The organism is Micromonospora sp. RP3T, assembly GCF_003027925.1.
Taxonomy (GTDB): Bacteria; Actinomycetota; Actinomycetes; order Mycobacteriales; family Micromonosporaceae; genus Micromonospora.
This window is the reverse complement of the sequence record NZ_PYPS01000019.1, coordinates 41,358-62,757: the sequence shown is the minus strand read 5'-3', so window position 1 is coordinate 62,757 and position 21,400 is coordinate 41,358. Positions and strand designations below refer to the sequence as shown.

The 21,400-nt window shown below is 72.9% G+C and carries 20 protein-coding genes; 16 read left to right on the top strand and 4 right to left on the bottom strand.

What is annotated here, in order from left to right; all coding sequences use genetic code 11:
- Positions 1–22: 22 nt before the first annotated feature.
- Both C8054_RS16850 and C8054_RS16845 read left to right on the top strand, forming a co-directional pair.
- Positions 23–415 (top strand): type II toxin-antitoxin system RelE/ParE family toxin, encoded by a 393-nt coding sequence (locus tag C8054_RS16850; RefSeq protein WP_107157745.1) that lies wholly within the window; start codon positions 23–25, stop codon positions 413–415.
- A complete protein-coding gene (locus C8054_RS16845) occupies positions 412–723 on the top strand; it encodes an XRE family transcriptional regulator (protein WP_107157744.1) in 312 nt (103 codons plus the stop codon). The genes C8054_RS16850 and C8054_RS16845 overlap by 4 nt, the downstream gene beginning before the upstream one ends.
- Positions 724–738: 15 nt before the next feature.
- Here the strand turns inward: C8054_RS16845 and C8054_RS16840 are convergent, their stop codons facing one another.
- Complete coding sequence (locus C8054_RS16840; RefSeq protein WP_107157743.1) at positions 739–1,197, bottom strand: hypothetical protein; 459 nt, start codon at positions 1,195–1,197, stop codon at positions 739–741.
- A gap of 211 nt (positions 1,198–1,408) precedes the next feature.
- Here C8054_RS16840 and C8054_RS16835 point away from each other — a divergent pair, with 211 nt between their 5' ends.
- Positions 1,409–2,068 (top strand): hypothetical protein, encoded by a 660-nt coding sequence (locus C8054_RS16835; protein WP_107157742.1) that lies wholly within the window; start codon positions 1,409–1,411, stop codon positions 2,066–2,068.
- Positions 2,069–2,146: 78 nt separating this feature from the next.
- Here C8054_RS16835 and gabT read toward each other — a convergent pair whose 3' ends face one another.
- Together gabT and C8054_RS16825 are read right to left on the bottom strand one after the other, a co-directional pair.
- Positions 2,147–3,418: a 4-aminobutyrate--2-oxoglutarate transaminase gene (gene gabT / locus C8054_RS16830; protein WP_107157741.1), complete on the bottom strand. Its 1,272-nt coding sequence runs from the start codon at positions 3,416–3,418 to the stop codon at positions 2,147–2,149.
- 4 nt (positions 3,419–3,422) lie between these two features.
- Complete coding sequence (locus C8054_RS16825) at positions 3,423–4,859, bottom strand: gamma-aminobutyraldehyde dehydrogenase (protein ID WP_107157740.1); 1,437 nt, start codon at positions 4,857–4,859, stop codon at positions 3,423–3,425.
- 142 nt (positions 4,860–5,001) lie between these two features.
- Between C8054_RS16825 and C8054_RS16820 the strand changes: the two genes are divergently transcribed.
- Positions 5,002–6,441: an aldehyde dehydrogenase family protein gene (locus C8054_RS16820; protein ID WP_107157739.1), complete on the top strand. Its 1,440-nt coding sequence runs from the start codon at positions 5,002–5,004 to the stop codon at positions 6,439–6,441.
- 4 nt (positions 6,442–6,445) lie between these two features.
- On the opposite strand, the gene C8054_RS16815 is transcribed toward C8054_RS16820, so the two are convergent.
- Positions 6,446–7,678, bottom strand: a complete 1,233-nt coding sequence (locus C8054_RS16815) for an SUKH-3 domain-containing protein (RefSeq protein WP_233219678.1) — start codon at positions 7,676–7,678, stop codon at positions 6,446–6,448.
- Positions 7,679–7,759: 81 nt separating this feature from the next.
- On the opposite strand from C8054_RS16815, the gene C8054_RS16810 reads away from it, so the two are divergent.
- The 12 genes from C8054_RS16810 to ahcY all read left to right on the top strand — a co-directional run bounded on the left by C8054_RS16810 (position 7,760) and on the right by ahcY (position 21,196).
- A complete protein-coding gene (locus C8054_RS16810) occupies positions 7,760–8,173 on the top strand; it encodes a YbaB/EbfC family nucleoid-associated protein (protein WP_107157737.1) in 414 nt (137 codons plus the stop codon).
- A gap of 1 nt (position 8,174) precedes the next feature.
- Positions 8,175–8,531 carry a hypothetical protein gene (locus C8054_RS16805; protein WP_107157736.1) on the top strand — a complete coding sequence of 119 codons (357 nt, stop codon included), beginning with the start codon at positions 8,175–8,177 and terminating at the stop codon, positions 8,529–8,531.
- Positions 8,532–8,555: 24 nt separating this feature from the next.
- The gene (locus C8054_RS16800; protein ID WP_233219682.1) at positions 8,556–12,809 is read left to right on the top strand and encodes a toxin glutamine deamidase domain-containing protein; all 4,254 of its coding nucleotides are present in this window, start codon (positions 8,556–8,558) and stop codon (positions 12,807–12,809) included.
- A complete protein-coding gene (locus C8054_RS16795) occupies positions 12,806–13,243 on the top strand; it encodes a hypothetical protein (protein ID WP_107157734.1) in 438 nt (145 codons plus the stop codon). The genes C8054_RS16800 and C8054_RS16795 overlap by 4 nt, the downstream gene beginning before the upstream one ends.
- Positions 13,244–13,259: 16 nt before the next feature.
- Positions 13,260–13,832 carry a DinB family protein gene (locus C8054_RS16790; protein ID WP_199199798.1) on the top strand — a complete coding sequence of 191 codons (573 nt, stop codon included), beginning with the start codon at positions 13,260–13,262 and terminating at the stop codon, positions 13,830–13,832.
- 77 nt (positions 13,833–13,909) lie between these two features.
- The gene (gene nfi / locus C8054_RS16785) at positions 13,910–14,563 is read left to right on the top strand and encodes a deoxyribonuclease V (protein WP_199199802.1); all 654 of its coding nucleotides are present in this window, start codon (positions 13,910–13,912) and stop codon (positions 14,561–14,563) included.
- Positions 14,564–14,675: 112 nt separating this feature from the next.
- Positions 14,676–15,644 (top strand): hypothetical protein, encoded by a 969-nt coding sequence (locus C8054_RS16780; protein WP_107157733.1) that lies wholly within the window; start codon positions 14,676–14,678, stop codon positions 15,642–15,644.
- Positions 15,645–15,803: 159 nt separating this feature from the next.
- Complete coding sequence (locus C8054_RS16775) at positions 15,804–16,010, top strand: Trm112 family protein (protein ID WP_107157732.1); 207 nt, start codon at positions 15,804–15,806, stop codon at positions 16,008–16,010.
- Positions 16,007–17,203, top strand: coding sequence for an SIS domain-containing protein (locus tag C8054_RS16770; RefSeq protein WP_107157731.1), 1,197 nt, complete (start codon positions 16,007–16,009; stop codon positions 17,201–17,203). Before C8054_RS16775 ends, C8054_RS16770 begins: the two co-directional genes overlap by 4 nt.
- Positions 17,204–17,231: 28 nt before the next feature.
- Positions 17,232–18,260, top strand: coding sequence for a cation diffusion facilitator family transporter (locus tag C8054_RS16765; protein ID WP_107157730.1), 1,029 nt, complete (start codon positions 17,232–17,234; stop codon positions 18,258–18,260).
- 3 nt (positions 18,261–18,263) lie between these two features.
- Positions 18,264–19,424 carry a mannose-6-phosphate isomerase, class I gene (gene manA / locus C8054_RS16760; RefSeq protein WP_107157729.1) on the top strand — a complete coding sequence of 387 codons (1,161 nt, stop codon included), beginning with the start codon at positions 18,264–18,266 and terminating at the stop codon, positions 19,422–19,424.
- 272 nt (positions 19,425–19,696) lie between these two features.
- A complete protein-coding gene (gene ahcY, locus C8054_RS16755; RefSeq protein ID WP_107157728.1) occupies positions 19,697–21,196 on the top strand; it encodes an adenosylhomocysteinase in 1,500 nt (499 codons plus the stop codon).
- The last annotated feature ends 204 nt before the right edge of the window (positions 21,197–21,400 follow it).

Here is a 21,400-nt window from a genome sequence, read left to right as displayed (position 1 = left end):
TAGCCCGGACTATAGTTGTGCCATGGGTGCTGACGGGAAGCGGTGGTCGGTCCGGGTCACCGGTGAGATCCGGCACTGGCTGCGCGACCTGCGGCACCACGACCCGGCGTCCTACGAGAGCGTGCGCGTGGCGGTGGACAAGCTGGCCGAGGTCGGGCCAGGGTTGGGGCGGCCCCTCGTGGACACGCTGCGGGGCAGCAGCCTGCGCAACCTCAAGGAGCTGCGGCCCCGCTCCGGTCGCGACGTGGCGATCCGGGTGTCGTTCGTCTTCGACCCGTGGTCCCAGGCCGTCCTCCTGGTCGCCGGCAACAAGGCGGGCGACTGGAGTCGCTGGTACCAGCGGAACATCCCGGCGGCGGAGATCGCCTACAAGGCCTGGCTCGACAACGAACGTGAGCGAAGGGGGGAGTCGTGACGGAGTTCCACGACTGGGACGAGGTTCGCGCCGAACTCGGCGGCGACGACGAGGCGTACGCGCAGGAACGCGCCCGGACCGAGGCCTGGGTGAGCGCCTTCCACCTGGCCGAGGAGCGCAAGCGGTTGGGGCTCACCCAGCGGCAGGTCGCCGAGATCATGGGGGTCACGCCGGGCCGGGTGAGTCAGATCGAGAACGGTGACCTCGACGTCAACGAGGTGGCCACGCTGAGCCGGTACGCCAACGCCCTCGGCGCCCGACTGCGGATCATCTTCGACTACGGCGACGACCTCCGGCAGATCGCCTGATGAGGGCCGCCGGGGTCAGTGACGCGGGCAGTGGGGGAGCAGGCGTAGGCGCTCGGTGGTCTCGGTGAGCGAGTTGGGCTCGACGACCAGGCGGGCCGTGGCGGTGGCGGGGCCGGGACGGAAGGTGCCCGCGTCGGCGGGGACGGTCGCCGTCCAGGTGCCGGCCGTACGCTCGTCGGTGCACGCGCCGATCACGCCGAACCCGAAGCCGGTGACGTCGGTGCCCCGCACCCGCTGAGCCAGGTGCACCTCGATGTACGCCAGGCCGCGTTCGCCGCCGCAGTCGAACCGGCCCCGCACCGTGCCGGCGTGCGCGTGGACGTCGGCGGCGCCGAACCAGTTGACGGAGATCGCCGGGGCCGAGGCGGCCGGGCTCGGGGCGGCGAGCGCGGCGCCCGGTGCGAGCCCGAGGGCGGCGGCGGTGGCCAGCGTGGTGAGGCCGGCGGCGAACAGGGACGGTCGGACCTGGTACATGCGCGGCTCCTGGGACGAGGATCCGAAGTGGACGGCACCAGCATCCCAGCACCGCGAGACCCACAAGCTGCAAGATCTTGGACAGGAAGGACGGGCCCCCCTGGTAACGCCTCCGGCACAGCAGGGCGCCCCGCTTGACCGGCGGTCCGGCTGAACGGTCCGGGGCTGGCATCCGTATCACGCGTCGAGGACACCGACGACGGGAGACAACGTGAGGGTGCAGCGCAAGCACGTGCTGGCGGCGACCGTGGCGGTGGTCGCCTCGGTGGGCCTCTCGGTCGGCACCGGAATGGGATTCGCGGAGACCACGCCGGCCGGGCGGTCCGCCTGCGTCGGGTCGGTGACGTTCTCGGCGGAAGGCGGGGCGCCGGCCGCCACCAGCGACCGGTTCCCGGCGGGCACCCGGCTGCGGGTGACGAACCTGGACAACAACCGGAGCGCCACCGTGACCGTGGTCGGGCCGTCGGGCAGTTGCGTGTTGCTCAACGCCGCGGCCATGGACCTGGTCCGCGAGCCGGGCAAGAACGTCATCCGGCGTAACGTGGTGGAACGCCTCGACGGCGCCGCTCCCGCCCCCGGCGGCGGGCAGCCGGTCGAGACGCGACCCGGCAACGCGCAGCCGATCGGCGGCAGCGTCTGCACCGGAGCGATCACGTTCTCCGCCGAGGCCGGCGCGCCGGCCGCCACCAGCGGACAGTTCCCGGTCGGCACCCGGCTGCGGGTGACGAACCTGGACAACAACCGGAGCGCCACCGTGACCGTGGTCGGGCCGTCGGGCAGTTGCGTGCTGCTCAACGCCGCCGCCATGGACCTGGTCCGCGAACCGGGCAAGAACGTCGTCCGCCGCAACACGGTGCAGTTGCTGCGCTGACCACGAGGGGAGTGGAACACCACGGGCGGGACCTGGGGGGATCAGGCCCGTGGTGCTCCACGATCAGGGGCGGCCGGGTCAGCCGAACGCGGCATCGAGAATGTCGAGGCCCCGGCCCAGCTCGCCGTCGGCGATCACCAGCGGGGGTAGGAAACGCAGCACGTTGCCGTAGGTGCCGCAGGTCAGGGTGAGCAGCCCGGCCGCGTGGCAGGCCGCCGACAGCGCCGCCGTGGCCACCGGATCGGGGGTGGTCCCGCCCGGCTGCACGATCTCCATGGCGAGCATCGCGCCCCGGCCGCGTACCTCGGCGACCCGCGGGTCACGGGCGGCGATCGCGTGCAGCCGCTCGCCCATCACCGCGCCGATCCGGCGCGCGGCGGCGGGCAGGTCCAGCTCCCGCATCGTCTCCATCGCCGCGAGCGCGGCGGCGCAGGCGACCGGGTTGCCGCCGTACGTGCCGCCCAGGCCGCCGACGTGCACCGCGTCCATCAGCTCCGCCCGCCCGGTCACCGCCGCCAGCGGCAGCCCGCCGGCCATGCCCTTGGCGAGCGTGACCAGGTCCGGCTCGACGCCCTCGTGGTGGCAGGCGAACCAGTCACCGGTGCGGCAGAAACCGGTCTGGATCTCGTCGGCGACGAAGACCACCCCGGCCGCCGTCGCCCACTCGCGCAACGCCGGCAGGAACCCCTCGGCGGGTACGACGAAGCCGCCCTCGCCCTGGATCGGCTCGATCAGCAGCGCGGCCACGTTCTCCGCGCCCACCTGCTTCTCGATCATCTCGATCGACCGGGCCGCCGCGGTCGCCCCGTCGAGCCCGCCGTCGCGCAGCGGATACGACATCGGCACCCGGTAGATCTCCCCGGCGAACGGTCCGAACCGGTGCTTGTACGGCATGTTCTTCGCGGTCAACGCCATGGTCAGGTTGGTCCGGCCGTGGTACGCGTGGTCGAACACCACCACCGCCGGCCGCCCGGTCGCGTGGCGGGCGATCTTCACCGCGTTCTCCACCGCCTCGGCACCGGAGTTGAACAGCGCCGACCGCTTCTCGAAGTCGCCCGGCGTCACCGCGTTGAGCTGCTCGCACACCGCCACGTACGACTCGTACGGCGCGACCATGAAACAGGTGTGGGTGAACCGTTCGACCTGGGCGCGGACCGCCTCGACCACCTTCGGGGCGGAGTTGCCCACGTTGGTGACCGCGATGCCGGCCGCGAAGTCGATCCACTCCCGCCCGTCCACGTCGGTGAGCGTCCCGCCGCCGGCGTGATCGACGTACGCGTCGACGACGCTGCCCACGCCCCGGGCCACCGCCGACGCGCGGCGCTTGCGCAACTCGTCGCTGGAAGTCATCGGGTCAGCCTTCGATGTTGTGCATGACGTGCTTGACCCGGGTGTAGTCCTCCAGGCTGTAGACCGACAGGTCCTTGCCGTGGCCGGAGTGCTTGAAGCCGCCGTGCGGCATCTCCGACACGAACGGGATGTGCGTGTTCACCCAGACGCAGCCGAAGTCCAGCCGGCGGGTCATCCGCATGGCCCGACCGTGGTCACGGGTCCAGACCGAGGCGGACAGGCCGTACTCGACGCCGTTGGCCCAGCGCACCGCCTCGTCCTCGTCGGAGAACCGCTGCACGGTGATCACCGGCCCGAACACCTCGTCCTGGATGATCTCGTCGGCCTGCCGGACGCCGGAGACCACGGTCGGGGCGTAGAAGAAGCCCCGGTCGCCGACCCGGCTGCCGCCGGTGGTGACGTCCGCGTGGTCCGGCAGACGGTCCACGAAGCCGCTCACCCGGGCGAGCTGGTTGGCGTTGTTCAGCGGGCCGTAGAGCACGTCCGCGTCGTCCGGGCCGCCGGTGCGGGTGTTGCGGGCCTGCTCGGTGAGTGCGGCCACGAAGTCGTCGTGGATGCCCGGCCCGGTCAGCACCCGGGTCGCGGCGGTGCAGTCCTGGCCGGCGTTGAAGTAGCCGCCCACCGCGATCGCCTCGGCCGCCGCCGCCACGTCCGCGTCGTCGAAGATCACCACCGGGGCCTTGCCGCCCAGCTCCAGATGGGTCCGCTTCAGGTCCGGCGCCGCCGCGGCGGCGACCTCCATGCCCGCCCGGGTCGAGCCGGTGATCGACACGAGCTGCGGGATCGGGTGGGAGACCAGCGTACGGCCGGTGTCCCGGTCGCCGCAGACCACATTGAACACACCCGGCGGCAGGTGCTCGGCGGCGATCTCGGCCAGCAGCAGCGTCGACACCGGCGTGGTGTCCGACGGCTTCAGCACCACCGCGTTGCCGGCCGCGAGCGCCGGGGCGATCTTCCAGACCGCCATCATCAGCGGGTAGTTCCAGGGCGTCACCTGGGCACACACGCCGATCGGCTCGCGCCGCACGTACGACGTGTGGCCGGCCAGGTACTCACCCGCCGAACGCCCCTCCAGCAGGCGCGCCGCGCCGGCGAAGAACCGCAGCTCGTCCACGGCCGGCGGCAGCTCCTCGTCGGTGGTGAGCTGCCGAGGCTTGCCGGTGTTGCGCACCTCCGCGTCGACCAGGTCGGCGGCCCGGGCCTCCACCGCGTCGGCGAACTTCAGCATCGCCCGCTGCCGCTCCGCCGGGGTGGCGTCCCGCCAGCCCTCGAACGCGGTGGAGGCCGCCCGCATCGCCGCGTCCACGTCCGCCGGCCCGGACACCGGGGCGCGGGCGAACACCTCGCCGGTGCACGGGTCGACCAGATCGGCGTAGCCGCCGTCCACCGGGTCGACGTACTCGCCGTTGACGAAGTTGCGCAGCTGCTGCTGGTCGCTCATCTCAAGTCTCCGAGAGGGTGGCCGGAAGGAAGGTCAGCGGAGGTTCTCGCAATCTGACTGCCATCTTGGCTACTGAATTCGAGGCAGACAAGGGTTTGGGCAACTGTTTCCGCGCGAGCGTTCCTGGTCTACGCTGCCGGACGTGGAGCCGAGAGCCTTCTACGTCGCCGGCCGCCCCGTCCACGGCGAGGCAGAGCTGACCGTCACCCACCCGTACGACGGGCGGGCGGTGGGGCGTACCACGCTCGCCACGGCCGACCAGGTCGAAGCCGCCGTCGCGGGCGCCTCCCGGGTGGCCGCGACGGCCGCGGCCCTGCCCGCGCACGTCCGTGCGACCGCCCTGGACCACGTGTCCCGGCGGCTCGCCGAACGGGCCGACGAGGTCGCCGCGCTGATCACCGCCGAGAACGGCAAGCCGGTCAAGTGGGCGAAGGCCGAGGTCGGGCGCGCGATCTCGACGTTCCGCTGGGCCGCCGAGGAGGCCCGCCGATTCTCCGGCGAGCTGCAACGCCTCGACACCGACCCGGCCGCCACCGGCCGGATCGCGCTGGTCCGGCGCGTGCCACGCGGGCCGGTGCTCGGCATCACCCCGTTCAACTTCCCGCTCAACCTGGTCGCCCACAAGGTCGCCCCGGCGCTCGCCGTCGGCGCCCCGATCGTGGTCAAACCGGCCCCGGCCACCCCGCTCACCGCGCTGCTGCTCGGCGAGATCCTCGCCGAGACCGACCTGCCCGAGGGCATCTTCTCGGTGCTGCCGCTGCCCAACGAACGCGCCGCCGAACTGGTCGCCGACCCGCGCCTGCCGGTGGTCTCGTTCACCGGCTCCGGCCCGGTCGGCGCGGCCATCCGCCGCGCCGCCCCGGACAAGCACGTCACGCTGGAGCTGGGCGGCAACGCGGCGGCGGTGATCTGCGCCGACTGGTCGGCCGACGAGGACCTGACGTTCGCCGCGCACCGCATCGCCACGTTCTCGAACTACCAGGCCGGGCAGTCGTGTATCGCGGTGCAGCGGGTCTACGTGCACGAACGGCTCCTGGACGGCTTCCTGCCCCGGCTCGTCACCGCCGTCGAGGAACTGCGCACCGGCGACCCCCGCGCCGAGCTGACCGACGTCGGGCCGCTGGTGTCCGTCGAGGCGGCGCAGCGGGTGGAGACGTGGGTGGACGAGGCGGTCGCCGCCGGGGCCACCATCGAGGTGGGCGGCCGGCGCGACGGCGCGACCTACCCGCCGACCGTGCTCAGCGGCGTGCCCGCCGACGCGAAGGTGTGCGCCGAGGAGGTGTTCGGGCCGGTGCTCGTGGTCGCCCCGGTCCCGGACGATCAGGCCGCGTTCGCCGCGGTCAACGACTCCGCGTACGGGTTGCAGGCCGGCGTCTTCACCCACCGGCTGGACGTGGCGTTCGCCGCCGCCCGGACACTGGAGGTCGGCGGCGTGATCGTCGGCGACGTGCCGTCGTACCGGGCCGACCAGATGCCGTACGGCGGGGTGAAAGGCTCGGGCGTCGGGCGGGAAGGGCTGCGCAGCGCGATGGACGACTACACCGAGCCGCGCGTCCTGGTGCTCACCGGGGTGGCGTTGTAGGCGGTCACCAGGTGCCGTCATCGCGGACCCGGGGGGCGGCACGGCCGAGCAGCAGCGTGGTGAGAGCGGCGTCGACGTCGGCGCCGAGGAACCACTCGCCGGCCTGGTCGAGCGCGAAGACCCGGCCGTGCTCGTCGACCGCGAGGATGCTCTCCTGACGTTCGCTGCCCACCGGGAAGAGGCGGACACCCAGGACCGCGCCGAAGTCGGCGAGGCTGTCGGCGGTGTGCGCGGCACGGAGCGGATTCGTCGTGAACCGACTGATCCACACCTGTTCCCCCGGCCCCCGGCGTCGGCTCAGGACGGCCGGGAACGCGGTGAGCGCCGCCTCGGCGGCCGGGAAGACCTCATGTCGGTGGTGTTGGCCCGCCACCTCGGTGGTCTCGGCGATCGCGCCCATCGCGAGGGCCTCGTTGAACATGCTGAGCTGCCAACCGCCGTCCGCCAGCGCATGAGCGACCTCGTCGGGAAACCTGCCCGGCTGGACGAGCTCGCGCGGCTCCGGACGCCACTCCTCGACGAAGGCGAGATCGGACCAGGGCAGGACCGCGAAACGCACCAGGAACCTGACGCACGAATCGCAGGGCAGCTCGGCCGCCCCGGCCGCCGGGTCGCCCGGCTCGCGGCTCCGGAAGGTCTCGATCCGCCCCGCGCCGAGGTGCTCACGTGCCTCGTCGAGCGTCAGCGGCGGTAGCCCTTCGGCGGCGCGACGGTGGTCGTGCTCGTGCAACGCGTCGGAGACGACGATCATCTCCGCGTGCCGATCGCCGCCCCGCACCAGGTGACCGGCGGGCAACTCGTCGAGATAGGACCGGACGAGCGGGTGGTGGTGCAGCTCGACGTCGCCCTTCGCGCCCTGCGCGACGTGCAGCCGGCCGTCCAGGGTGAGGTGCGCCGCCGCGCCGGGTGTGGGCAGCCGGGTCAGCTCGCGGAGCAACTGCCCGGCCGGGTCGACCGTACGGGGGGCGCGCGGCGCGGTCGGCCGGCGTTGCCGATACATCTGCTCGACCGCCGACGCCGGCACCCGGGGCCAGGTGGAGACCTCGCCGGTCTCCTTGTCGATGACCGTGGTCGGCAGGTCGCCGGGCAGGGCCCGCGCCTCGGTGGACACGGTGGACAGCACCACGTAACCCAGGTCGAACTCCTCGACCACAGGCGTGCAGGGGAAACCGAGACGGTCGGAGTCCCGCCGGGCCCAGACGGAGGCGAGCTGCTCGGCCTGCTGTCGCTCGATCACCACCTGAAATTACCGGACCCCACGGATTCCGTGGCACCCGGTATGGTCGGCCCTACCCACGGTGACGGAAGGGGAGCGGCGGTGGCCGAGAGTGCCGATCGGGATGCGAACCGTGCGCTGCGTGCCAGGTTCGACGAGGTGTACGGCCAGTACCGACGACTGCGGTCCGGTCTGGACGAGCTCCAGACCAGGCTGGCCGAGTTGCGGGTGACCGAACGCTCCGACGACGGCCAGGTCACCGTCGTGGTCGGGGCGCGCGGCGAGCTGATCACCGTCGAGGTGAGTCCCGCCGTGTTCCACGATCGGGACGCCCGGGCGCTGAGCCGGAAGATCACCGAGACCGTGCTGCGTGCCTCCGCCACCGCGTCCGCCGCCACCTGTGAACTGGTCTCCGGCTATCTGCCGCCCGGCTCGCCCTCGGTCGAGTTCCTGCGTACCCATGACTTCGGCGCGTTGCTCGGCCGGGCCGACGCCGTGGCGTCACGCGGCGAGTGACGTGGCCGGGGGAGAGATCTGGCTGGACGCGGACCGCGCCCGGCGCGGGGGCGGCGACCTGGCCGCGACCGGGAAGGCCGTCACGGCGGCCCGGCGCGAGACCGGCGATCCGATCGCCGCGGCGGGTGGCCGACGACCGTGGGGGCGCGACGACATCGGCGCCGCGTTCGACAAGCACTACCAGGGATACGCCGAGACGCTGCTGCGGGCGTGGGAGCTGCTCGGCCGCTCGCTCGAAGGGCTCGGGTCGGACGTGGTCCGCTCGGTCACCGCGACCGTGGAGACCGATCTGAGCAACGCCCGTGACCTCGGGAAGATCCCGCACCAACGGCACAACCCGCATCGGCCCTGGCGCTGACCACCGGAGGATCCGCGCGTGAGCATGCTGCCCAGCCCGATCCCGCACCCGCTCGACTACTGCCCCTGGGACGTGCCCGGCTGGATCTACGAGGCGCTCGACTGGGTGGTCGGCGTGGAATGGCCGGAGGGCAACGAGCGCGCCGTCTGGGACCTGGCCGACCAGTGGTACGCCGTTGCCGGCGTGCTGGCCGGCCCGCGCGACGAGGCGACCACCGCCGCCGGTGAGGTGAAGAGCGGCTACGGCGGCGTCGGTCTGGTGGCGCACGCGTTCGACACGGCCTGGGACAAGGTGGCGGGGGGCGAGGACGCGCCGCTGCACGCCCTCGTGTCGGCCACCGACGAGCTGGGGCGGCTCGTCGACTCCTGCGGCTGCGACATCGAGGGCGCGAAGCTTGAAGCCTGGATCGAGCTGGGCATCCTGGTCGTCGAACTGCTGTCCCTCGCGGTGGTCACCGTGCTCACGCTCGGTGCGGCGTCACCGGCGGCCGGTGCCGCGATCACCGCCACCCGGATCGCCGTGCAACAGATCTTCAGGCGGCTGGTGGCCCAGTTGGCCCGCAAGGCGGTCAAGGAAGGCCTGAAGGAGGCCGGCGAACGGGCCGCGAGGGAGGCCGTCAAGAGCGGCGCCCGGGGTCTCGCCCGCCAGGCCGTGCTCGCCGGCCTGGCGGAGGCCGGGCAGGAGGCGGGCACCAGCCTGGCCACCCAGGCGTACCAGAACTCCACCGGCCGCCGGAACGGCCTCGACCTGACCGACGTGGGCGCGTCGGGGCTCGGTGGCTTCGCCGGCGGCTCGGTCGCGCCACTCGCCGGTCTGGGTCGACATGCGAGCGGGCGGTTCGCGCAGGTCGGGGAGCGCTTCGGGCGCGAGATGGCCGGCGAGAGCCTCGCCGAGACCGCGGCCGGGCTGGCCACCGGCCAGGGCCCGTCACTGGAAGACCTGGCTCGCGCCGCGGCGTCCGGCGTGAGCGGTTCCGCCACCGGGCAGACCGAGACGGCGCTGCACCACCGGCTCGACGGGAAGCTGGGCGGCCTCACGGCCCCGCCGGTCGGCCTGGACCTGCCGCCGGTCGGTCCGGAGAAGCCATCCGGGCTCGGTCCGGTCGATTTCGTTCCGGACCAGCGGTCCGGCGGGTCGCCGTCCGCGCAGAGTGGTGAGCCGGTCGCGCACTCCCGGCCGGTTGCCGGCCCGCTTTCCTCGACCCCGCTGGCCGATGCCGGGACGGCGGCTCCGCACCTCGACCCGGTGGGCGCGGCACACCCGACGCCGGAGCTGACCGCCCCGACGCTGCCTGCCCTGGGAAACGTCGATTCCGTCGTCGTGACAACCACCTCGACCAGCACTCCGATGCTGTCCTCGGTGGCCGTCGACACGCCGAGCCCCGGCATCGCTCTTCCGGGGGCCGCCGACGCTTGGCACGGCGCGGGCCCGACACCGGCGGTGACCGACACCCAGGCTTCGGCACCGACCACACCCGTGCAGGCGGCAGCCCCGACGACATTCGCGCCGCCGCCCGTCGACCATCCGTACCCGGCGATGCCGCCGTCACCGGATCGGATCACCGCCGGTGGTCTTGACGGGCATCTCGCCGCGCCGGCAGCTCCGCCGCTTCACCCCCAGGTCGCGCCGAATTCGGGAGCACCCGGCGTCGGCCCTGATCCCCGGCCGGTGCCGAACCCTCGCTTCCCGCTACTGGACTCGTTGGCCCCACCGCATCCCTCTGTCGATCCCTCGTCCCCGATTCCCGGTCCGCCGCACCGGCCCCCGCGCCGCGAGACCTTCCAACAGCGGGCCGCGCGACTGGCGGCCGACCGCGAGGCCCTGGACCGGCGGCGTTACCAGGGCTACCTGCAATCCCAGCGGACGCTGCACGAGGAGAATCGGCGGCAGGCGCAGGTCAAGGAGCTCCGCGACCTTGCCGATCAGCACTACGAGGCAGCCCGCTGGCTCCTCACCCGAGGCTACGAGCTGCGCCAGGCCGGGCAGCACCAGCTCGCCGACCAGCACGTGCGCGAGGGACGGCTGCGGGAACGCCTGCATTACCGGGCGGTCGACGAGGCGGACGCGATACGTGCCGGCAAGCGCCTGCCGGAACGGGTGATGGTCGAGGACGACCTCGACTTCTACCGGATCAACGACGACGTGGCGGACCTGGCCCTCGGCGCGGTGGAGACGGCCGACCACTCCGCGCTCACCGGCCATGGTCACCCCTCGCCGGTCGACCGGTCCCGCCCCTACGGCCGGCGCGGCGGACTCCGGCCTCCGCTCGCGCTGCACCAGACCGACCTCGAACGGCAGATGCCCCGCAACCCCGACGGCAGCGTGATCCGGACCGCCGATCCCCGACACGGCGACTGGTTCCGGCTGGCCAACGACGGTGGACCGGCCGCCGACGCCACCCGGGGCATCAACTGCCTCGACTGCACGCTGTCCCTCTTCGAGACCTGGGTACACGGTCGGCCACGGGTCGCGGCGCCGCGTACCTTCGACGGATATCTCGCGGGCGACGTGCGCCGGCCGGTCGGCGGCGAGATCGACGGCCCGCTGCGGGTCGAGGAGACGACGGGCGGCCGGTTCCAGAACCTGTGCGGGCCCGACCGCGCCGGGGTGACCGGCGCGGCCCGGCGGCGGCTGGTCGAGCGCGGCTACCGCGACCTGCACGCGCAACTCGCGTCGGGCGGTCACGGCAGCTACGCCTTCCTCATCACCAGTTTCGAGGGCGGTGGCTCGCACGCCTGGGTGGCGCTCAACCAGAACGGCACGGTGCTCTACCTCGACCCGCAGAGCGGGATGGTGGCGGGGCAGCCGCTCTACCGGCACAGCGGCGTCCCGTTCGAGGGGAACGTGGTGGCGGTGGACGCCCTGGTCCTCGGCCCGGACGGCCGGCCGATGCCGCTCGCCGGCCGGCCGCCCGGCGACTTCAACGTGCTGCCCGAGCCACGGCACCGTCCGACGCCGCCACGACCGCCCGACCCGCTGCCGCACGACCATGGGGGCACCCCCGACTTCAACCGCGTCCACCTGCTCGGCGAGTCCACCACCTTGCACCACCCGCCGGGCCCTCCGGTCCCGGGCGGCGCGCCCGAGGCCGAGCCGACGCCCGTCCGGATACGCGACACGCACCGTGCGGCCCACGCGGACCGCATCGCCGCCGGGCTCTACGTGCGCGACGCGCTGGCGGCCAGCGGAAGCCTGGCCGACGCCTTCGCCGCCGGGGTGACCCCGGTCGAGTTGGCGCAGCACGCCGACGGGCCGACGTTGCGACGGCTCGTGCCAGGGTTGGACGAGGCGGCGGCCGGTGACCTGAAGCGGCTGTTCACCGACACCCGCGTGCAGCGGATGCTGGACCAGAGCTGGGAGGCACCGCCGCGGCGGGAGGAGTTGCTCGCCGAAACGTTGGTGCGGCAGCTCGCGGAGCGTCCCGACCTGGTGCGGATCATCCTGGCGACGCCGGAACTCGCCAACTCGCTGACCGCCAGGCCGGTGACTCTGCACCATCTCGCCAGCCACCAACAGGCCATCGACGTCCTCGGCGACGTGGTGCAGGAGATCGAGAGCAGCGGGCCGGACGCGCTGGTCATTCTCGGCGACCGGGATCCCGTTCCGACTCCACTGACCGCCGAACAGCGCTCTCTGAGCCGGGCGGTGGCATCTCGGCGACAGTTGGCTCAACAAGCCGGCTTTGAACAGGGCCGGAAGAACGACCCGATCTATCTCGATGACTACGTCGATCGGTTGTATGCCGGTGCGGCGGTGGCTCAGTTGGAGCTGAACGACATCGCGAGCACGATAGCGGGCGAGACCGGTACGCCGGGTTGGCGTAGCGAGCCCAAGAGCCGCAAACGCGTTAGGGACAAGCTGGTTGAGTACGCGAACAACGCCGCACGGCTGAAGGACCTGGCCGGGGCCAAGGTTGAGTTCGCCACGCTCGGTGAGATCTATGGCGCGCTGGCGACTCTCGCTGATCACCCCGATGTGTTGATCATGGATATCAAGGACCGCTTTGTCTCGCCGCAGAGCAGCGGTTACCGGGATATCTTGTTGAATCTGAACCTCTCGAACGGTCATGTGGGCGAGCTGCGCCTACACCTCGCCGCACTTGAGGACGTGGCGAGGTGGGAACATGCGCTCTATGAAGTCAGGCGGGATCTGGAAGCACTGGCCGAGTTGGATCATCGGCCGTTGACGAAGACCGAGACGGCGATTCGGGATGGCCTTCTGCGGCGGGCGCAGAGCATCTACTGGGATGCGCAGGGCGGGCTGGAAGGACGACGATGACGCATCCGCCTGGCCTGACGCTGCCGAAGTTCTTCCTCTACTACGAGTCTCCGCTGAAGCTGGTGAAGGCGGAAGGCGGCGGAACGGCCGGTTGGCGACTCTCGCCAGACACCGGTGGCTGGCGTGCGGCGAACAATCTCGTGGACAAGGTGCTCTTCGTGGGGGGCGACGAGATACATGAGATCGATCGCAGCGAGTTCGTCTGGTATGTGGAACAGGAGCGGGGCCGCTACCTTCGCGGTGAGGGACCCCTCTTCGCGCTCTACGAAACAGTTCGAGGGCTCGAGGACACCATCCGGGAGGAACGTCGCTACCCGACGACGCGCGAGCAGGCACTCATCCGGGGCATCCGGCGGCGGACCTTTGTGATGTTCGAGGAGCAGCTCCAACAGGCCGGGGACCCCGGTGCCGATCCCACCATCGCGGCCTCCTGATGGCCCCGTGCCGGTCATGAGCAGCGATGCCGGAGCCGCCCGTCCGGCACGCCGGTTCGGCTGGGCGGACATGTTCGTCGCGCCGGACAAGGATCCCCGCGCCGACGGTCCGGGTGCGGACGAGCGGAGCGTCCTGGCCAGCGAGTTGGGGTACCACCGTCGCACGCTGGAGCTGACGTGCGCCGGGCTCGACGCGGAGCAGCTCGCCCGGCGGTCGGTGCCACCGTCGACGCTGTCGTTGCTCGGGCTGCTCCGTCATGCCGCCGAGCGCGAGCGGCACTGGTTCCGCCGCGTCATGGCCGGGAAGGACGTGTCGCGGATCTGGCCGACCGGTGACGTGGACGAGCCCTTCACCGGCGCCGTCGCCGATCCGGCGCTGGTCGCGCAGGCGTGGACGGCGTGGCGCCGTGAGGTGACGTTCGCCGAGCGGTTCGTGGCGGAGGCGCCGAACCTGGAGGTCAGGGGTCACCGGGGTGACCGGACGGTCTCGCTGCGGGAGCTGCTGGTGCACGCGATCGGGGAGTACGCCCGGCACAACGGGCACGCTGATCTGCTGCGCGAGCGGATCGACGGTCGGGTGGGCCGGTGACGCGCGCCGACCCCGTGTGTCCCGGGAACCGGGCCGGGCCGCCGACGGCGGGGATTCCGTACCGGCCGCCGGCCGACGTGGCGGAGGCGCTGCGCGTACAGGAGGAGTTGCGGTCGCGGGTCGACCTGCTCGGGCCCGGTCCGAGCGCGCCCGCGACGGTGGCCGGGCTGGACGTCGCGTACGCGGAGAGCGGTGACCGGCTCGCGGCGGCCGTCACGGTGCTGGACGCGGCCACCCTGGCCGTGGTGGACGAGGCGGTGTGCGTGGGGCGGCCGGCGTTCCCCTACGTGCCGGGGTTGTTCGCCTTTCGGGAGATGCCGGCGCTGCTCACCGCGTTGGAGCGGCTGACCGTCCGCCCGGAGCTGCTGGTGTGCGACGGGCACGGGGTGGCGCACCCGCGCCGGTTCGGGTTGGCCTGCCACCTGGGTCTGGTGACCGGGCTGCCGGCGATCGGGGTGGGCAAGACGCCGCTCGTCGGTTCGTGGACCGGGCCGGGCCAACGGCGCGGCGACCGGGCCGACCTGCGGGACGGCGGGGAGGTGGTCGGGCGGGTGCTGCGGACCCGGGACGGGGTCCGGCCGGTCTTCGTCAGCGTCGGGCACCGGATCGGATTGGACGGGGCGGTGGAGCGGGTACTGGCTCTGACGCCCCGGTACCGGCTGCCGGAGACCACCCGGACGGCCGACCGGCTCTGCCGCCGGGCCCTCGCGGCGGGTGGCGACCGGAGCTGACCGGGGCGCGTAACGCTGCACACATGTGGGGCGCTCGATGAGCGGGTGCCCGGGTGGCCCGGTAGTAACCTGACCGGCGGATCTCGTCCGGGACGGAAACGGTGAGGTGGGGATGTCGGTGAGGCGGCACGCGGCGCGTTGGGCCACGGCCGGTGCGATGCTGGGCGGCCTGGTGGTCGCCGTGGCGTCCCCGGCGCTGGCCGACGGTGACCGGGTCGGGCTGCGCTCGGCGGGCAGCTTCACGGCCGGCGGCTCGGCGGGCGCGGTGACGGTCGAGGTGCGCAAGCGCACCGAGGGGTGTGTGTCGCTGCGCACCACGCTCGGGTTGCGGCTGGACGGTCTGCGGGCCGATCAGGTCCGGGTGCAGGTGGCGTCCGGTGGCCGCTGGGTGGGGGTGCCGGTCTCCGGTGGTGGTGGCGTGGTGACCACCTCCCAGGTGGCGTCGGTCGAGCGGCCGCTGTGCAAGGGCAAGGGCGCGGCGGTGCGCTACCGGGTGGCCTTCCTGTCCGGCGTCGTGGGCGGGCGGCTGGAGATCGCCGGTGAGGCGAGTGCCGCGACCGGCCAGGTGCTCGGCCGGGCCGGCCGGTCGGCCCGGCTGGTGGGCGCGGAGCCGACGCCGAGTCCGAGCCCGACGCCCTCCCGCAAGCCGTCGCCGACCCCCACGCCCAGCACGGTCGCCGCCACACCGCCGGAGACGACGGGCACGTCGGCGGTGGTCGCCGCCGTCGAGCCGGCCGCCGGTGCCGCGGCCGACGATTCGTCCTTCGGAGGTTCCATGATCATGTGGTTCGGCATCGCGCTGGTCCTGGTCGGCGTCGCGCTGATCGTCCTGCTGGTGCGCCGCAGCCGCGCGGACCGGACGGACGACGGCCCGGTGGTCGAGCATCCCCCGGTCCCGCTGCCCCGCAGCAGCACCACCTACCGTTCCGGGGCGCCCGGGCCGGCCCCGACGGTGTACGGCGGCGGCGCCGCGCCATCGCGCCCGACCGGCAACGTGTACGGGACGCCGCCCGCCGGGTCCCCGCCGACGGCCCCCGCGGACGGGGACGCCACCAGCCTGTTGCCCCGCATGCCGGACTGAGCCGGACCCGACGGCTCCCGGGTTTACCGTGACCATGGGTGGACCCGGCCGGCCGGGTACCGAACAGGGCCGGGTGCCGGGGCCGGTTCGCCGTTAAGATCGCGTGCGCCGGACGGCACCGCCGACCGGTGAGACCACATACGTGGAAGGAGCCGCGCCGTGGCCCTGGACCCGCAGTTGCTCGAGATCCTCGCCTGCCCGGACACACACCACGCCCCGCTCGACTACGACCCGCAGGCGCAGACGTTGACCTGCACCGAGTGCGGTCGCGTCTTCGAGGTCCGGGACGACGTCCCGGTGCTGCTCCTGGACGAGGCGCGGGGCGGTCCGGCGGCTGACGACGCGCGGGGCGGGTCGTCGCGGTGATGGACGGTACGGCCGGGGTGAGTGGGCACCGGCACGCGGACGAGGCCCTGCTGGACGATCCGGCGCAGCTCGGCGAGCGGGATCCGGGCGGGATGCTGCGGTTCACCGCCTCAGCCGGCGCCCAGGTACGCGAGTCAGCGGCGTTGGCCGCCGAGGCGAACCTGTCCGTGCTGGCCGACGACGGGCGTCCCCGTGCGGTGGTCATCGCCGGCATCGGCACCGCCGGGCGTACCGGGGACGTGTTGGCCACGGTCGCCGGGCCGCGCTGCCCGGTGCCGGTGATCCCGCACCGGAGCGCCGGCGTGCCCGGCTGGGTGGGCGCGGCGGACGTGGTCATCGCGGTGAGCGCCTCCGGCCGTAGCCCGGAGGCGTTGGGCGCGGCCGAGGCGGCGCACCGGCGCGGGGCCCGCCTGGTCGCGGTCGGCGCTCCGGACTCGCAACTCCAGTCGGTGGCGGAGCGGGCCCGCGCGCCGTTCATCCCGGTGCCGCGGCGGGCCCCGGCCCGGGCCAGCCTGTGGGCGCTCACCGTGCCGGTTCTGCTCGCCGCCCGTACGCTCGGCCTCGTGAAGGTCAACGAGGCGGATCTGGCCGAGACGGCGGCCCGGCTGGACGCCGACGCCGACCGGTGCCGGCCGACCGCCGAGTCGTTCGTCAATCCGGCGAAGTCCCTCGCGCTGGGGCTGGCCGGGTCGATCCCGATCGTGTGGGGTTCGTCCCCGCTGGCCACCGTGGCCGCCCGCCGGTTCGGTGACACGCTGTCGGCGAACTCCCGCTACCCGGTGGTGAGCGGCGCGCTGGGCGAGGCCGGCCGGGGTCGGGTGGGCCTGCTCGACGGCGTCTTCGGCGGGCTGGCCGAGGGCGAGCGGGACATCTTCGCCGACCCGGACGACTCCGACCCGGACGGCATCCGGCTGCGGCTGGTGCTGCTGCGCGACGGCGGCCTCAACGCCGACGACGACACCGACGAGCCGCTGGCGGTGGAGGAGCGCCGGGCGGACGCGGTGCAGACGCTCGCCGAGCGGCGCGGGGTGCGCTGCGACGTGGTGACCGCCGAGGGTGGTTCCGCGCTGGAGCGGCTCGCGTCGCTGGTGGCGGTGCCGGACTTCGCCTCGATCTACCTCGCCCTGGCACACGGGCTGGACCCGATGGCGGTTCCGGCCATCACGGAAATGAAGGAGCTGGCAAACCAGTGAGCATGTGCGGCATCGAGCGAGGCGGGGCATGAGCGCAAACGGGGGCACCAAGGCGATCGTCGCCGCCCTGGCGGCGAACCTCGGCATCGCCGTCACCAAGTTCATCGCGTTCCTGCTGACCGGCTCGTCGTCGATGCTGGCGGAGTCGATCCACTCGGTGGCCGACTCCGGTAACCAGGGGCTGCTGCTGATCGGCGGCCGGCGGGCCAAGCGTGAGGCCACGCCGCAGCACCCGTTCGGCTACGGCCGGGAGCGCTACATCTACGCGTTCATCGTGGCGATCGTGCTGTTCAGCCTCGGTGGCCTGTTCGCGCTCTACGAGGCGTACCACAAGGCGTCCGACCCGCACGCGATCACGGAGTGGCAGTGGGTGCCGGTGGTGGTGCTGCTCGCGGCGATCGTGATGGAGGGCTTCTCGTTCCGCACCGCGATCAAGGAGTCGAACCTGATCCGGGGCAAGCAGACCTGGGTCCGGTTCATCCGCCGGGCCAAGGCTCCGGAGCTGCCGGTGGTGCTGCTGGAGGACTTCGGCGCCCTGGTGGGTCTGGTCTTCGCGCTGTTCGGTGTCGGCATGACGCTGGCCACCGGCAACGGCATGTGGGACGCGGCCGGCACCGCGATGATCGGTGTGCTGCTGGTGATCATCGCGATCACGCTGGCGATCGAGACCAAGAGCCTGCTGCTCGGTGAGGGTGCCGAGCGCAGCGAGCTGGCCAAGATCGAGCAGGCCGTCACCGGCGGCCCGGAGGTCGAGCGCATCATCCACATGAAGACGCTCTACCTCGGCCCGGAGGAGCTGCTGGTGGCCGCGAAGATCGCGGTGCCGGCGTGCGAGAGCGCGGAGGAGCTGGCCCGGGGCATCAACGCGGTCGAGGCGCGGATCCGCCGCGAGGTGCCGATCGCCCGGGTGATCTACCTGGAGCCGGACATCTGGAGTGCGGCGGCGCAGCGGGCGGGCACCGGCCAGGCCGCCGACACCGCCGTGCCGGAGACGGACGACGCGACCGCGCCGGAGGCGACGAAGGCCGACGAGGTGGCCGGGCGGCCCGGGAGCTGACCGATGGAGTTGATGCAGGGCCGGATCCGGGACTACGCCTGGGGCTCGCGGACCGCGATCGCGCAGTTGCAGGGCCGGGCGGTGCCGAGCGACGGGCCGGAGGCCGAGCTGTGGCTGGGCGCCCACCCGGGCGCCCCGGCCACCGTCGACCGGGACGGCGGCCCGGTGAGCCTCACCGAGCTGTTGCTGGCCGAGCCGGGGCACTGGCTGGGTGAGCGGCTGGTCGGCCGATTCGGCACCCGGCTGCCGTTCCTGCTGAAGGTGCTGGCCGCCGACGCGCCGCTGAGCCTCCAGGCGCATCCGGACGCCGAGCAGGCCCGCACCGGGCACGCGGCGGACTCCGGGCGGGTCAACTACGTCGACCCGTTCCACAAGCCGGAACTGTTGGTGGCGCTCTCCGAGTTCGACGCGCTCTGCGGCTTCCGGGACCCGGCCGAGTCGGCGGCGGTGCTCGCCGGGTTCGGCGTACCCGCGTTGGCGCCGGTGGTGGCCGCGTTGCGTGGCGGTCCGGCGGGGCTGCGGGAGGCCGTACGCGCGCTGTTGAGCTGGCCGGAGTCGGAGCGTGCCGGGCTGGTGGCGGCCGTGCTGGCGGCGGCGACCGCCGGACCGGCGTCCCCGGACGCGGCGCTGGTCCGCACGCTCGCGGCCGGTTATCCGGCCGACCCGGGTGTGGTGGTGGCACTGCTGCTGAACCGGGTGCTGCTGGCGCCGGGTGAGGGGATCTGGATGCCGGCCGGCAACCTGCACGCCTACCTGCGCGGCACCGGCGTGGAGATCATGGCGGCGAGCGACAACGTGCTGCGTGGCGGGTTGACCTCGAAGCGGATCGACGTGGACGAGCTGCTACGGGTGCTCCGGTTCGAGGTGCTGGCCGATCCGGTGCTGCGGCCGGAGCCGGTGGCGCCCGGTGTGTCGACCTGGCCGGTGCCGGTGGAGGATTTCGCGTTGCACCGGGTGGTGGTGGGCGCCGGGTCGCCGGAGGTGCGGTTCACGCTGCCCGGCCCGCGGGTGGTGCTGTGCGGGGCCGGCAAGCTGACCGTGGACGACGGGGTCGGTGTGGTGACGTTGGCGGCGGGCCGGTCCGCGGTCGGCACCGCCGCCGGTGGCCCGCTGGTGCTCACCGGCGACGGCGAGGCGTTCGTGGCCACCTGCGGCCTGTCCTGAGCCCGCGGCGCCGATTTCCCGGAACCGCTTGACGGGTCGGTCGCTCAGTGTGACTCTTTGTGTACGCAGCGTTGTCGCGACGAACGTCCGGGAACGCGCGGGGATCCAAACCGGGGGGATGCACGGGAGTGGCCGGGCCGTGGGCGGAAAGTCGTCCGCGACCGTCCGCTCCCGTGCGCTGTTCGCCGCTCCTGCGCCAACCGGACCCGGGTGAGCGGGCCCACGCGCGTAAGGTGGAAGGCTGCGCAGCCCTTCGTTCGACAGGAGCTTCCATGACCAGCACGCTTCCGGCGGCCCCCAGCGGCGCGCCGTCCGGCGCCCGGCCGAGCACCCTCGCCGAGGGCGACTACAAGGTGGCCGATCTGTCGCTCGCCGAGTTCGGGCGCAAGGAGATCCGGCTCGCCGAGCACGAGATGCCCGGCCTGATGGCGATCCGGCGCGAGTTCGCCGACGCCCAGCCGCTCGCCGGCGCCCGCATCACCGGGTCGCTGCACATGACCGTGCAGACCGCCGTCCTGATCGAGACCCTGGTCGCGCTCGGCGCGCAGGTCCGCTGGGCGTCCTGCAACATCTTCTCCACCCAGGACCACGCTGCCGCGGCCATCGTGGTCGGCGCGGAGGGCACCCCGGAGGCCCCGGCCGGTGTCCCGGTCTACGCCTGGAAGGGCGAGACGCTGGAGGAGTACTGGTGGTGCACCGAGCAGGTGCTCGCCTGGCCGGACGGGCAGGGCCCGAACATGATCCTCGACGACGGCGGCGACGCCACGCTGCTCGTGCACAAGGGCGCCGAGTTCGAGAAGGCCGGCGTCGTGCCGCCGGTCGAGTCCGCCGACTCCGAGGAGTACGCGGTCATCCTCCAGGTGCTGCACCGCTCGCTCGGCGAGGACAACCAGCGCTGGACCCGGATCGCCGCCGGCATCAAGGGTGTCACCGAGGAGACCACCACCGGCGTGCACCGGCTCTACGAGATGCACCGCGCCGGCACGCTGCTCTTCCCGGCCATCAACGTCAACGACTCGGTGACCAAGAGCAAGTTCGACAACAAGTACGGCTGCCGCCACTCGCTGATCGACGGCATCAACCGGGCCACCGACGTGCTGATCGGCGGCAAGATGGCCGTCGTGATGGGCTACGGCGACGTGGGCAAGGGCTGCGCCGAGTCGCTGCGTGGCCAGGGCGCCCGGGTCGTGGTGACCGAGGTCGACCCGATCTGCGCGCTCCAGGCGGCGATGGACGGCTACCAGGTCGCCACGTTGGACGACGTGGTCGAGCAGGCCGACATCTTCATCACCGCCACCGGCTGCTTCGACGTGATCACCAACGAGCACATGGCCCGGATGAAGCACCAGGCCATCGTGGGCAACATCGGCCACTTCGACAACGAGATCGACATGGCCGGCCTGGCGAAGCGCGCGGACGTGACCCGGGAGAACATCAAGCCGCAGGTCGACGTGTGGCGGTTCGACGACGGCCACGCCATCATCGTGCTCTCCGAGGGTCGCCTGCTGAACCTGGGCAACGCCACCGGGCACCCGAGCTTCGTGATGTCGAACTCGTTCGCCAACCAGACCATCGCGCAGATCGAGCTGTTCACCAAGACCGACGAGTACCCGATCGGCGTCTACGTGCTCCCCAAGCACCTGGACGAGAAGGTCGCCCGGCTGCACCTGGACGCGCTCGGCGCCAAGCTGACCACGCTGACCAAGGAGCAGGCCTCCTACCTGGGCGTCTCCCAGGAGGGTCCGTTCAAGTCGGAGCACTACCGCTACTGAGTTCCACTCCCGGAAGGGACCGGGGTCGGCCGCCGCGCGGCCGTCCCGGTCCCTTTTCGCGTACGCACCGACGATCGGGTCCTCCGGCCCTGTCCGATCCGGCCGGCCCGGGACGAGGCTGGGGCGACGGTCGCGGCCGGCAGGGTGACGTTGCCGTGAACAACTTGACGCCGTGCCGGAACAGGAGCAAGGTATGGCTGCCCT

Bases quoted from the DNA above. Each gene is read 5' to 3' on its own strand.
- C8054_RS16850 (WP_107157745.1), top strand. From the start codon at position 23: ATGGGTGCTGACGGGAAGCGGTGGTCGGTCCGGGTCACCGGTGAGATC.
- C8054_RS16840 (WP_107157743.1), bottom strand. From the start codon at position 1,197: ATGTACCAGGTCCGACCGTCCCTGTTCGCCGCCGGCCTCACCACGCTG.
- gabT (WP_107157741.1), bottom strand. From the start codon at position 3,418: ATGACTTCCAGCGACGAGTTGCGCAAGCGCCGCGCGTCGGCGGTGGCC.
- C8054_RS16825 (WP_107157740.1), bottom strand. From the start codon at position 4,859: ATGAGCGACCAGCAGCAGCTGCGCAACTTCGTCAACGGCGAGTACGTC.
- C8054_RS16800 (WP_233219682.1), top strand. From the start codon at position 8,556: ATGCTGCCCAGCCCGATCCCGCACCCGCTCGACTACTGCCCCTGGGAC.
- C8054_RS16795 (WP_107157734.1), top strand. From the start codon at position 12,806: ATGACGCATCCGCCTGGCCTGACGCTGCCGAAGTTCTTCCTCTACTAC.
- C8054_RS16790 (WP_199199798.1), top strand. From the start codon at position 13,260: ATGAGCAGCGATGCCGGAGCCGCCCGTCCGGCACGCCGGTTCGGCTGG.
- C8054_RS16780 (WP_107157733.1), top strand. From the start codon at position 14,676: ATGTCGGTGAGGCGGCACGCGGCGCGTTGGGCCACGGCCGGTGCGATG.
- C8054_RS16765 (WP_107157730.1), top strand. From the start codon at position 17,232: ATGAGCGCAAACGGGGGCACCAAGGCGATCGTCGCCGCCCTGGCGGCG.
- manA (WP_107157729.1), top strand. From the start codon at position 18,264: ATGGAGTTGATGCAGGGCCGGATCCGGGACTACGCCTGGGGCTCGCGG.
- ahcY (WP_107157728.1), top strand. From the start codon at position 19,697: ATGACCAGCACGCTTCCGGCGGCCCCCAGCGGCGCGCCGTCCGGCGCC.